This is a genomic window from Arthrobacter sp. JDC6 (genome assembly GCF_056484025.1).
In genome coordinates this window covers 2417543-2429730 of record NZ_CM151278.1, presented here as the reverse complement: position 1 = coordinate 2429730, position 12188 = coordinate 2417543, and the positions used below count along the sequence as shown (strand labels likewise).

Sequence of the window (12188 nt, the reverse complement as noted above, 5' to 3'; positions counted from 1 at the left end):
CCTAGGAGCGCGGCATGAATGTGCTGAGCCAGATACTCGCCGGATCCACCGGCCTGGCGCTGGTATGCGTTGGCATCCTGGAGATCTTCTTCCATGGCGACCAACGGGTCCACCGGATCTTCCTGATCAGGCCGGAAGACGTGCGCGCAGTTCGGATGTGGGCGATGAATGTTGGCGCCTACAACATCACCTTCGGCCTGGGCATCGCGGTGGGCCTGTGGCTGGTGAACTTTTCAGGCACTCCCACCAGCGGGTCAGCCATAGTAGTCTTCTGCTGCGCGTGCCACGTCTTCCTTGGTTTCTGGCTGTGGGTCACAGAGAAGCGCCTTCTGGTCAGCGCCATCGGCCAGGCGCTCTTCCCGGCGCTGGTAATCGTCTTCTACGTTCTCTTCAACTAGGGGTATGGGGATCCCCTTACAGACGCCCGTGATGCCGACTTTGAATACTGACTTGCGTATCCGGGGAGCGGTCTCACCACCAGTGTTCCGGTTCCAAGGAAGTGGGACTGAATATGGCAGTTTGATTCAGGACCGGTGTGACGGCTTGAACCAGGACCACCCACGACTCGCCGGTTGCTTGTGACGGTTTGAGTCAGGACCACCCCCAGTGTTGTTTTCATCTGATGAAAGCGAGCACTGGGAGGTCCGGATGAGGGTGCGTATGGAGCTGTTCGCCACGATCCGCAGAGACGCCCGCGTTGAGGGCCTGTCGATCCGTGGGCTGGCAAAGCGGTATCAGATCGGCAGGGACACAGTCCGGCAGGCATTGTCGGATCCTCTCCCGCCGGCGCGGAAGACGCCAATGAGGTCATCGCCCCGGCTGGACCCTTTCAAGACGGCGATCGATGCCATGCTGACCGAGGACACCACCGCGCCGAGGAAGCAGCGCCATACCGCCCGCAGGATCCTGGCCCGGCTCATTGAGGAGCACGGAGCGGCCGATCTGTCGTATTCGACGGTGCGAGACTACGTGCGGGTCCGCCGGGCGCAGATAGATGTCGAGGCCGGCCGCCGGGTGGAAGTGTTTGTCCCGCAGGAACACGCCCCGGGCGCGGAGGCCGAGGTGGACTTCGGGGAACTCTGGGTCGTCCTGAATGGGGTGAAGACCAAGTGCCACATGTTCGTCTTTCGGCTTTCGAACTCCGGCAAGGCCATCCACCGGATCTACCCGACGCAGGCCCAGGAAGCATTCCTGGAAGGCCACATCGAGGCGTTCAACGAGATCGGTGGCGTGCCGGTCCGGCATATCCGCTATGACAACCTCACCAGCGCGGTCACCGCGGTGGTGTTCGGACAGGGCCGGCAGCGCCAGGAGAACGACCGGTGGGTTCTGTTCCGCTCCCACTACGGCTTCGACCCCTTCTACTGCCAGCCCGGCATCGCCGGGGCTCACGAAAAGGGCGGCGTCGAAGGAGAAGTCGGCTGGTTCCGCCGCAACCGGCTGTCCCCAATGCCTGTTGCTGCATCCCTGGATGAGCTCAACAACCGAATCCGGGAATGGGAAGCGCAGGACGATGCCCGGCGGATCAATGACAGGATCCGCACTATCGGCCAGGACCTCGCCGCCGAGCGGCCGTTCCTGGCGTCGCTGCCGGGAGAGATTTTCGACCCGGGGCTCGTCCTGACGCCGCGCGTGGACAGGTCTTCGATGATCACGGTGAGGATGGTGAAATACTCCGTCCCGGCCCGGTTCATCGGCAGGAAAGTCCGGGTGTCCCTGCGGGCGTCCGAGGTCGTGGTGTTTGACGGCCGTGCCGTGGCCGCCAGGCATCCGCGAATCGTTGCCAAAGGTGGGCAATCGGTCCAGCTGGATCACTACCTCGAGGTGCTCAAGACCAAACCGGGCGCGCTGCCCGGTTCGACCGCGCTGGCCAGGGCACGCGAGTCCGGGGCGTTCACCAACGCCCATGAAGCGTTCTGGGCCGCTGCCCGCAGGGTCAACGGCGATGCCGACGGCACCCGTGAACTCATCGACGTGCTGCTGCTCCACCGTTCCATGGACGCCCGCGACGTCCAGGCAGGGATCGCGGCGGCGCTGGGAGTGGGTGCTGTCAGTGCCGATGTCGTCGCAGTCGAAGCCCGCAGACACGCAACGGTTGCTTCCGGGGGTGGGTCCGGTTCGAACCGTCATCCCGGTGCTCACGATGAAGTCAATGTGCAACGGGTTGTCAGTCTCACCCAGCGCCGGCTCATGGACCCGGCCGCCGTCATCGCAGGGCTCCCGCCGGACACACGGCCCCTGCCATCGGTCAGCACCTACGACGAGCTGCTGGCCAAACGCACCGAACATCCCGCAGGAATAGCGTCGAAGGAGAACATCTCATGAGTCCCACTGCATCGGCCGTCACCATTTCCCCGACCCTGCGCCGGCGACGCGGACTGACCGAGCAAGCCGCGGTCGCGGCCGTGGACCAAGCCTGCCGCCGGCTCCGCCTGCCCACGGTCCGGGCAGTCCTGGACGAGGCCCTGACCGTCGCCGGCAAAGAACAACTCAGCTATCAGGGGTTCCTGGCCGAGCTGCTGCTGGCCGAGTGCGATGACCGGGACCGGCGCTCCTCCATCCGCCGCGTTAAAGCCGCCAACTTCCCCCGGGACAAATGGCTCGGGGATTTCGACTTCGATGCGAACCCGAACATCAACCCCGCCACCATCCACACCCTCGCGACCGGGGACTGGATCCGCAAAGGTGCACCACTTTGCCTCATCGGGGACTCCGGGACGGGAAAATCCCATCTGCTCATCGGCCTTGGCACGGCCGCGGCAGAGAAGGGCTACCGGGTCAAATACACCCTGGCGACCAGGCTCGTGAACGAACTCGTCGAAGCCGCCGACGAAAAGATGCTGGCCAAAACAATCGCCCGCTACGGCCGCGTCGACCTGCTCTGCATCGACGAACTCGGTTATATGGAACTGGACCGCCGCGGCGCCGAACTCCTCTTCCAGGTCCTCACCGAACGCGAAGAGAAGAACTCCATCGCCATCGCAAGCAACGAATCATTCTCCGGCTGGACCAAAACCTTCACCGACCCTAGGCTGTGCGCCGCGATCGTGGACAGGCTTACGTTCAATGGAGCCATCATCGAAACCGGGACAGACTCCTACCGTCTGGCACACACCATCGCCCAACAAACCGGAGGCTAGCCGGGTGCCCCTGGACTACCGATACGAACTATCCGCGAGTGGGATCCTCGGTAAGGTGCCGATTCCGCGACTCGATTAGCTTTTGAAGGTAGCGGGCCAGCACCAGCCTCTCCACCAGACGCCCTATGGGGCCGAACGGTGCCGCGAACTCGATCCGATCAATCATCGTGGTGCCCGCCGCGTCCTGACTGAACTCATGGACGTGCCGGAACCGCCGAAACGGACCTTTGACCTGCTCATCCACAAAATAGTTCGGCGACTCCATCTCGGTGATCCGGCTCGTCATGTGAAGCGGAACGCCGAAGTGCCAAGCTCGCCACGTGACTTCCTCACCCAAAGAGATGAGCCCGGACGTGACGCCGGCAACCGCCTCTTCACGAGACTGCGCCATCGAGTCCTTGTGGGCGTCGATACTCCGGGCACGGTCAAACAGTTCCGATTGGGGCGTGCTCGTCCGTGTCGTGCACTCAAAGTAAACGGCCATTGTCAGAGTATGGCAGTTCGTTCATGGTCTGCTTGAACATCGGAAGCCCCAGCCTGCTGCGCCCGTCGCCTCCCGAGGTGGCAAGGTCCAGCACACAGCTGGGTAGTGGGTGGTCCTGGATCAGGCCGCCTCAGTGGTCCTGAAACAAGTTGACATACTCATGGGACAGAACAAGGTGGTTTGTTCAGGAGCTTTGGTTACGCGAGCTAACCAAGCGAGAGATACCTCGCGCCAGCCCGGGAGCCTTGTTCTTGAAATCCAAAGTCGCCGCTTGAAGAGCCTGAACGACCTGGGGTTGCGACAAAGGGTTATGGGCCTGCTTCAGTACCTGGTATTCAGCAATGTGCCCATTACGCTGGACCTGCCAAATTGACCCGGCTGCAGTCGCCGCTCCAACGTTTCCCTGGACTGCACCCGTGACTTTTCCAAGAAGGGGGGCTCGTTGCTTCATGGGTTCGTGGGTGAGTGCCTGACCGATAGTAACGTCAAGAACTCGTCCTTGAGCGGGGATGAACACGACAGCATGCCCTGTCCACCGCTTGAAGTCGGATGACCATACGGGCGAGTTCGAACCCGCTGTACCCAGGACCTTTGCCGTGTTTGGATCAATGATCCGTAAGAAAACGGGCAAGATTACCGTCGTAACGCCCATGGCACCCAGAAGAATCTGCAGCTGATAGCAGGCGCTGACGCACTGATTGATGCCCTTACGCCCAGGATTGCCAGATCCGACCCATGCCGCGACGGCTCCCGCTATTGTGGCATGGTCATCGCTACCGACACGGATCAAGTCGTTGCACCACCCCATGACCGCGTCTCCTAACGCAGTCCCGTCTTTCCACGCCTTGTTAGCCGGATTGCCGCCTGTTTGCTTCTTCTTCTGACTCAACGTTTCCCCCAATGTGCCATCCCCAGCGGGAAGGCCCTTTCTTCCGAGCTTGCAGTGATCGAGCGTACTGGAGTGGTACATCCTTGCGATGCCAACGGGTGCACCTGCGTGTCCCGCTTTGAAGGAAGTGGGACGCGTTCAATTGCCACCCCTAGTCTGACGTCTCGATATTGTTTGCGAGTGAACATTTTCAACGTACAGCCGCGTCCTCGCGTGCTCTTCGAGGACCCTCCACAGGAGGTGCTGACAAAAGAATTGTTGGAGCTGGCACCAACGATCAAGCCCATTACCCGAACTGAGAAGGTGCATGAGGAGGAATACGACATCCTGGTAACGTTCGCGCTGAACGCCCGCCGTCGTTCCGAACATCTGCACGTACTCTCCTTCGGAGCCAGCGCGGCGGGAGGCTTCGTTGAGGACTCAACGGATTACTTCTTCCTTCGGGACATGCATACCCTGGCACATGAGCTAGCAATTCCACGCGAAGTTCCATCACCCCTGGCGACACTCTTGAAAACGACAGTGATTCCCAACGTGCGTGAGGGACAAAAAGCGGCTTGGCGCCTTGTGAAGCCCCTCAATGCTTCCTATCACGCAACGGTCGCGGACGAGGGCAACCTCGGGTCACGGTGCATTCCCCTCGTTCACGTCGGGGCCAAACAATCCGTTTATGCGCTGCTCACCCAACGCGGTGGCAAGCTGAACCTGGTTTTGCCCCCAGAAACTGAACAACACGCGGCCTGGCTGCGGCTCTTCCTTGACCTAGTTGGCAATGTTGATCCAGACAGCGTGCCCCCCGACCTTGACTGGAAAACAAGCAGTCGATGGTCCCCTCGCGAGGTAACCAAGCATGTAGTTGACCTGCAGGCACTAAGGCAGGCTCATGAGGAAGCTGTCACGGAGTTTCAGCAACGTGAACGCGAGTTGCAAGCCCAGCTGGAACAATCGACGCGCTTGGCGGACGCAGGAACCCGCCGGATTCTCACTAGCGACGGTGACGAACTGGTGGAGGCTGTGACGACAGTCCTGAGGGACCTGGGCTTCAAAGCCAGGGACATGGACGATCACCACGACGAGCGAACCGGTGCAAAGCTTGAAGACCTTCGCGTTGAAGACCCATCGGACGCTGACTGGCTGAGTCTTGTGGAAGTGAAGGGGTACGCGAAGGGTGCGAAGGTGAATGACGTCCCCCAGATCACAGGGCGGCCGGCAGTGGCATACACCAAGGAAACCGGACAGGAGCCTCCTGCCGTATGGCATGTGGTCAATGCTTGGCGGGGTACTAACCCATCGACTCGAGTCCAAGCCATCCCCAACGATGACGACCTGCGGCCGCTCACCGAGGCCGGGGGAGCGCTTATTGATACACGGGACCTCTATGAAGCGTGGAGGGATGTAGCCGCGGGTAAAGCGGACGCGAAGTCAGTCCGAGCAAGCCTCAGAGACGCGAAGACCCGTTGGCGATGGGAGCCTGAGAGCTGACCGTGAGCCACATCCAACGGAGTGACCCAGCTCCAGGGTCGGACGCCATCCGACCCTCGTCAGGCAGAATGACCTCATGTGCGGCAGATACGTTATGTCCAAAGCCACCGGTGACCTGCTCAGCTACTTTGATGCCAAGGAGGTGGAGGGTACCCCGCCGCCGCCAAGTTGGAACGTGGCACCAACCCAGAGTGTACCGATTATCGCGGAGCGGCTGGACGAGGGCAGCATCGAGCGTCACCTGCTCGTGGCGCACTGGGGTCTCGTGCCGTCATGGGCGAAGGACGTCAAAATCGGCAACAAGCTGATCAACGCCAGGAGCGAAAGCATTCTGGAGAAGCCGTCGTTCCGCAAGGCCGCAATCAAACGCAGGGGATTGCTACCTGCGGATGGGTACTACGAATGGCAGAAGACCGAGGACGGCAAGAAGATCCCGAACTATTCGTATTCCGAGAAGGAGCCCATGCTGGGCTTCGCCGGCCTATATGAGTGGTGGGCTGATCCATCGCTGCCAGAGGACGACCCGGACAGATGGTTGCTCAGCTGCACGGTGCTGACCACAACCACCCAGGACGCCCTAGGCCATGTCCATGACCGGTCCCCGGTCATCATCCCGCGAGACCGGTTCGCGGAATGGCTCGATCCGGACCTGACCGACAAAAGCGATGTGCAGCGCCTGTTGGACTCCCTCCCGGAACCGACCCTGACACCTCGGATTGTCAGTGCCCGGGTCAACAGCGTGCGCAACAACGGCCCGGAGCTTATTGAGCCGGCCGAGCCCGCGGCGAAATAGACTCATGCGGTGATACTCACCGGCACCATTACTAACCCGGACGGCAGCTACAACCACATCGAGGCCGAAGGCGAGACCTACGAAGAAGCGCGGGAAAACCCTTACGCGCTGCTGGAAGAAGGCCAGAACCTCATAGTGATCCGCACGGATCGCTAACCCGCCTGAAATCGCTCCGGTAGGAGAACGTCGACAGGGGAAAACTCCGGCCGCGGTCGAAGGTACCTAACCGCGTGGCGGAACGTGTTCCCCGTCCACGCCACATCTGCGGAAATCTCTACCACCAGGGGCTCCACCAATGTGAGGGTCACAGGGCCTTTGTCTTTGCTGAACCTGTTCAGCATGGTTTCGGGGATGACTTCCGGCCACGGGTGCGGGTCTTGCGGTGGCCGCAGGTAGGCTGCCAGCTCCCGGGCAGCCTTCGCGCTGAGCGGTGTGGACCGCCCAACGATCCGTAGCTGCCCCTCTACGGGCAGGCCGGCCACAATGTACTGGGGCCGGTCCATGCGGCCGATGACGGCAGCGCACACCACGTCCAGGGATTGGCGGCGCTTCACCTTAATCCACTGTCTAACGCCTCCCTGGTAGCTCTGTCCGGCACCTTTGACCACGAGCCCTTCCAGGCCCGCGTGGTGCAGTTCCTCGAACCATGTGAGTGCCTGGGTGCGGTCTTGGGTGATGGGGGAGAGGTTCAGTGGAGGCTCCCAGCCTGCGGCAAGTTGTTCCAGTAGTTCCCGGCGCTGCTGGAGCGGAGTGTCCCTGATGTCGTGGCCGGCAACGGCCAGCAGGTCGAAGGCAACGAACGATGCTGGCTGTTCCCGGACCATGGCGGGCAGGCCGGTCTTTGAAGCGACCAGGCGTCGCTGCAGGGCGTCAAAATCGAGCCGGTCGCCGGACCAAATGACGGCCTCACCATCGAGAACACAACCGGGTGGAACCTGCTCCGCCAAGGCCTCCAGGAGCTCGGGGAAGTACCTCGACAAGTCCTTGCCTTGCCGCGACCACAAGGTCACTCCGCCAGCTCCTATCAGGGTGCAGGCCCTGTAGCCGTCCCACTTGGGTTCATACCGGCTGCCGCCGGGCAGCGCGGCCTCGGCCGGGATCGAATCAACGGCTTTGGCCAGGGCCAGCGACACGGGCGGATGCAGGGCCGGGGGCACGTCCTCTGTCATAGCGCCACGCTACCGCCGCCAGCCCTGCCGGGCTTAGGCGGCCGCAGCTCCTGCGTCCGTGATGCCAGCCAGTAACCACTGTTCCGATAGGGGGTCGCGGCGCAGGTCGAATGTGCGCAGCGCCGAGGTAGAGGTCAGGCGGATTATCTCCCCTCATAGTTCATTTGTGCTGGTCAGCGGGGGACAGTCGCCGAGCCACGTTAGCCACGTATGTTTTAGATCCTCGCAGATCGGTAGCCATGTCAAAGCGGAGAGTTCCTCCCCGCACGATGACTACCTCTAAGGAAGCGGATGCTCACGTGGCAGCAGACCATCTGGTAACCCCAGGGATTCAAGACACGTCGGCTCGGAGCAGGATCAGCTGAGATCGCCAGCTCGGGTCAAGGACACCATTACTACTTCGCGAGGCGCTTTAGTCGTGCAAGGATCTGGTGTTCCGCGTCAACGACGCCCACTGTTTTGTGACGCGGGAACACAGGCCCTCGATCAGCCAACTCCAGCGCCCGGCGTGCAGCCTCGACTGCGGTTTGCCGGTCTCCAGTCTTGTCTGCAAGGTCGATCACTGCGAGGTTCCACCGGAAGTGGGCGCTGGGAAATGGAATGCGCGCCACCTCCGGCCATTGGACCAGTAACTCCGCGGCTTCTTCGACGGCCTTCCCATCGCCCCGCCGTATCAGGAGTTCGGCAAGCTTGATGTGCTGCGTCATCGTTGTGCTCTTCAGCGCTGGATTGTCATTGAGCAGGCGCCGATAGTAATACTCCGAGAGCGTCGGGTCATCGTCAACGTACGAGTCCCCCAGGTGCTCCAGAGTTGTGAAGCCCTCCATCGTGGAGAACTCTCCGTCATCCGAGAGCACGCGCGTCCAGAGCTCTCTGGCCCCGCCGACTTCGCCGGCGTCGCGCAGCGCCAGCCCCTTGATACGCAGATACTGCGCACGGTTGTATTTGCGGGACTTGGCGAGGCGTGCCTCGAACGCGGCGCGGTCCGCTTCGCTCCAGCCTGGGGACCGAAACCACTCATCTTCCATGACGAAGATTGTTCCAGAGGACCTGCCGGCTGCTTGGATCCCCGGCCTGCGTCATCTTTCGCTGTCCACTAGATGCTGTGCGAACTGGAGAAGCTCCGCGGCCGTTTGCTCGCGTTGCTCCGGCATCTCATCCCAGAGAATCAAGAGATACAAGAGCTCATTCAGCTCGCTCGGTTGTCCCAGCGGAAACCAGCCAACCCGGTACATTAGCCTCGACCCAGCCAGGACGTCGATCCGCCCTTTGGCGGTCTCCTCGCCCCAATATCGGAGGAGAAAGCCGGCGGCTTCCTCTGGCTCTTCGCGCTCGATGCCCAGTTCTTCGCGGACTGCGCTCCACAAATCAGCAGCATCAGCCCTGTCTCCCGTCGGAAGTCCTGCCACTTCGCGGAGCGAGGGGCTGTCGTAACCCAGGACCAGCAGCTCAGTGGCGAAGTCAGGCAGCTCATGCGGCGGGGTAATCCCCGTCTGCTCACACAGGAAAATCGCCCGTGCCCTCCGCTGACTATCCACGATGGAACTATATCCAGACAAGACGGCGGCTAGGCGCGCGTCTCCAGGCGCCCCCGATCAAGTGCCCGGGCTACTGGAGTCAGTGCTGCCCAACGTTCCTCCTCGGTGGCCTGCAAGGATGGGGGTAAGTTCTTTTCCGGAAGGCGGCGGCTCCTGGCGCAGGGACGCAGGGTCCCGGCGAGGTATTCCACAGCTGCGAGCATCAGCGCGGGAGTGGTGCCGCTCGGGCCCTGAGGCCATACAGCATGTGCTTGCCCGGACTCGTGTAGCTCGCCAGCCCTGAAGGCGATGTCTACGGCCTGCTCTGCCGTTAACTCCACGGCGCGCGCCGCGAGATGAGGCTCGCCTAGCCGCCACAGTTCCCGCGCAATAGACAACGGCGGACTCGTGATCGTGAAGGATCCCATAGATCAATACTCTCGCAAAGGACTCTCATGACTGGCGGGACAGACAGCCGCCAATCTTACGTGAACACTCTGCTATTCCTCGAGCGTGGGGATGCCGAGGTGGGCGCAGATTTCGGGTCCGCCAGGGATGACTGCGACGTTGTTATCGACGACGCACGCGGTCAATTGCGGGACGTAGTGGCCAATGAGCTTGTTCGACCCGGCAGGGCCGCCGAGCGGATTCCCGTACTTGTCGGTGGGCATGCCGCCGTTGGCGCTGGACTGCCCGGGGTCTGCCGTCGGCGTGGTGTGGACGAAACCCGGAGGGACGAGGTCGTCGGTGATGCCCTGGGGATTCATCAGTCCCAGGTCCCAGCTGCGGCCGCACTGGAGGATGGGGTCGGTGATCTGTTGCATTCCTGCGTTCGGATCGCCGGGGCTCGGGTTGTTCTTCGCGTCGAAGCCTGTCACGAAGATCCCCGTGGTGATGTACGGGGGCATGATGACTTTGGGATCTGCTTTGACGGGGTAGGTAGTGGTGAGGTCGGCGCGGTAATAGCAGCGGATGTCGCGCTTGTCGTTCACCGGGGCAAGGGCCGTGTAGACCCCGGCCGCGGTGGTTCCAGCTATTGCGGTGCCGGCAACAGCGATCACGACGGGAAGGGCAAGCCATTTGCGTGATCGCCTCGGAGTGCGGCGTGCTTCCTGGACGAGCAGGTTTCGGACACGGTCTTTGGTGTCCTTGGGGTACGTCACTTCGGTCAGGTTCATGACAGCCTCGCTTCAACGATCGTGGTGTCCAACTCTTCGACGGGCACTGGCGTTTGCTTCATCAGGCCCAGTTTGGACCTTGCGCGGTGCAGTCTGGATTTCACTGTCCCGGCCCGTATACCGAGGGCCTTGGCTGCCTCTTCCTGGCTGATCCCGTTCATCAGGCACAGGATCACCACGTCCCGTTCCCCGGCGTGCAGTCCTGCGGTTGTGTCGAGCAGTTCGCGGACTTCACGCTCCGCGTCCACCCTGGACGTCACCGCTTCGGCATGGTCTGCTTCATGTCCGCCGTGCCGGGGATCCGAATGCGGCAGCCTGGTCAGGAAATCGGCATACCGCCCCGATGCTCTTGCCCTGTTGCGGTCTGCGTTTGTGGCGACCCCGAGCAGCCAGGGGAGGAGGCTGTCTCTCTCGGGTCTGAGCTTGTGTCGTTGCCGCCATGCCTCCAGAAAGGTGATCGAGACGAGCTCCTCGGCGTCATGCCAGGATCCGCAGCGGGAGAGACAGTACCGGAAGACCGCGTCGGCGTGCCGGTTGAACAGGACGCCAAAAGCGTCAGCATTGCCTGCTGTGCACGCGCGCCACAGGTCTTCATCGGTGTCCTCCATATGCCTCATACCTTGTAGTGTCCGCAGGCCCGGAAAAGGTTCCCGGTCGTGAGAATGTTTTCGCAGCCCCGATACCCGGGGGTCGGGCGGTGTCTCCTTGCCTGTGAGGGGCGATCCATGAAGCGTTGTTCAGCCAAGGCGGTTTACGGCGAAGCGGATGCCGTAATGCCGGAGTCCTTCGGATGCCAAGTCAATGAGTTCCTGAACTTCCGCAGGGGCCGTACTGACGCAATCAAGTTGGATGCATACAGGACGTCCAGCAGCATCTGGGTATGAGTGCAGGAGGCCCTCATCGAGGACGAACATGGCGTAATTGTTGATCTTTTCCCTCAGCTGTTCTAGCTGTTCCGCAGCGCCTGTCCAAGGACGCTCTTCGACCATGATCAACTTGTATTCATCCTGCACGGGATCGTGCGTCACGAGATCGATCACGTTCGGTTCGTGGATTCCGGGCAAGGCAGGCTCCTATTGGGTGAAGACGGCAGGACAGCGTATCGGCTCATTTGATCATCACTCAGGAGAGTCGAAGGCAACGCTAGCCTCGCCCGGGACCGACTCCCTGCCGGTCTGCGCCGGCGACCGGTCTTTCCTTCGTCGCGTACGCTCGCTTTCATGGAGAACGCAAAGGGCCCAAGATGAGTACCGATTTTGAGGCAAGAGGACCTAATGCAATCGCGTCTAAGGACGGCGAACTCCATATCGCTCGCGTGGGTTTATCTGTGAGCTTTCGTGGACACAAATATGAGATTGACTCAGAAATGCTGGCTCCTCCTATGAGCATAGCCATCTATTTCCGGAACAGCTCGGCGGCGAAGGCGGCTGCGGAGGTGCATGAGTTAGAGCAGCTACGGGAATTTGTCCGAGATGCGCTGCAGTTCGGAGGGTTCGATGTTGAGTTTGACTAGCCGCCGTCTTCCTGGAGGACCTT

General features: G+C 61.5%; 14 protein-coding genes. 7 read left to right on the top strand and 7 right to left on the bottom strand.

From position 1 onward, the window contains the following. Positions 1-14 precede the first annotated feature (14 nt). The 3 genes from ACV095_RS11300 to istB all read left to right on the top strand — a co-directional run bounded on the left by ACV095_RS11300 (position 15) and on the right by istB (position 3140). Entirely contained in the window at positions 15-398 is a 384-nt protein-coding gene (locus ACV095_RS11300; protein WP_478221853.1) for a DUF1304 family protein, read from the top strand. A gap of 250 nt (positions 399-648) precedes the next feature. Beyond that, complete coding sequence (istA, locus tag ACV095_RS11295) at positions 649-2325, top strand: IS21 family transposase (RefSeq protein WP_478221852.1); 1677 nt, start codon at positions 649-651, stop codon at positions 2323-2325. Beyond that, on the top strand, positions 2322-3140 hold the full coding sequence (gene istB, locus ACV095_RS11290) for an IS21-like element helper ATPase IstB (RefSeq protein ID WP_478221851.1): 819 nt from the start codon (positions 2322-2324) through the stop codon (positions 3138-3140). Before istA ends, istB begins: the two co-directional genes overlap by 4 nt. 28 nt (positions 3141-3168) lie before the next feature. Here istB and ACV095_RS11285 read toward each other — a convergent pair whose 3' ends face one another. Continuing rightward, positions 3169-3624: an SRPBCC family protein gene (locus tag ACV095_RS11285; protein ID WP_478221850.1), complete on the bottom strand. Its 456-nt coding sequence runs from the start codon at positions 3622-3624 to the stop codon at positions 3169-3171. A gap of 1069 nt (positions 3625-4693) precedes the next feature. Here ACV095_RS11285 and ACV095_RS11280 point away from each other — a divergent pair. The 3 genes from ACV095_RS11280 (at position 4694) to ACV095_RS11270 (ending at position 6944) form a co-directional block, all read left to right on the top strand. Then, complete coding sequence (locus ACV095_RS11280) at positions 4694-5995, top strand: hypothetical protein (protein WP_478221849.1); 1302 nt, start codon at positions 4694-4696, stop codon at positions 5993-5995. Positions 5996-6089: 94 nt separating this feature from the next. Then, a complete protein-coding gene (locus tag ACV095_RS11275; RefSeq protein WP_478221848.1) occupies positions 6090-6788 on the top strand; it encodes an SOS response-associated peptidase in 699 nt (232 codons plus the stop codon). A 9-nt stretch (positions 6789-6797) separates the two neighbouring features. Continuing rightward, the gene (locus tag ACV095_RS11270) at positions 6798-6944 is read left to right on the top strand and encodes a hypothetical protein (RefSeq protein ID WP_478221847.1); all 147 of its coding nucleotides are present in this window, start codon (positions 6798-6800) and stop codon (positions 6942-6944) included. Here ACV095_RS11270 and ACV095_RS11265 read toward each other — a convergent pair. From ACV095_RS11265 to ACV095_RS11240, 6 genes are all read right to left on the bottom strand, one after another. Further along, positions 6941-7957: an ATP-dependent DNA ligase gene (locus tag ACV095_RS11265; RefSeq protein ID WP_478221846.1), complete on the bottom strand. Its 1017-nt coding sequence runs from the start codon at positions 7955-7957 to the stop codon at positions 6941-6943. The genes ACV095_RS11270 and ACV095_RS11265 overlap by 4 nt on opposite strands. A gap of 395 nt (positions 7958-8352) precedes the next feature. Beyond that, complete coding sequence (locus tag ACV095_RS11260; protein WP_476741758.1) at positions 8353-8985, bottom strand: hypothetical protein; 633 nt, start codon at positions 8983-8985, stop codon at positions 8353-8355. Between the two features lie 51 nt (positions 8986-9036). Next, positions 9037-9495 (bottom strand): hypothetical protein, encoded by a 459-nt coding sequence (locus tag ACV095_RS11255; RefSeq protein ID WP_476741759.1) that lies wholly within the window; start codon positions 9493-9495, stop codon positions 9037-9039. A gap of 479 nt (positions 9496-9974) precedes the next feature. Further along, positions 9975-10652, bottom strand: coding sequence for a hypothetical protein (locus ACV095_RS11250; protein WP_476741760.1), 678 nt, complete (start codon positions 10650-10652; stop codon positions 9975-9977). After that, entirely contained in the window at positions 10649-11269 is a 621-nt protein-coding gene (locus ACV095_RS11245; protein ID WP_476741761.1) for an RNA polymerase sigma factor, read from the bottom strand. The genes ACV095_RS11250 and ACV095_RS11245 overlap by 4 nt, the downstream gene beginning before the upstream one ends. A gap of 120 nt (positions 11270-11389) precedes the next feature. Beyond that, positions 11390-11716 (bottom strand): DUF6572 domain-containing protein, encoded by a 327-nt coding sequence (locus ACV095_RS11240; RefSeq protein WP_476741762.1) that lies wholly within the window; start codon positions 11714-11716, stop codon positions 11390-11392. 179 nt (positions 11717-11895) lie between these two features. On the opposite strand from ACV095_RS11240, the gene ACV095_RS11235 reads away from it, so the two are divergent. Beyond that, positions 11896-12165, top strand: coding sequence for a hypothetical protein (locus ACV095_RS11235; RefSeq protein WP_476741763.1), 270 nt, complete (start codon positions 11896-11898; stop codon positions 12163-12165). The last annotated feature ends 23 nt before the right edge of the window (positions 12166-12188 follow it).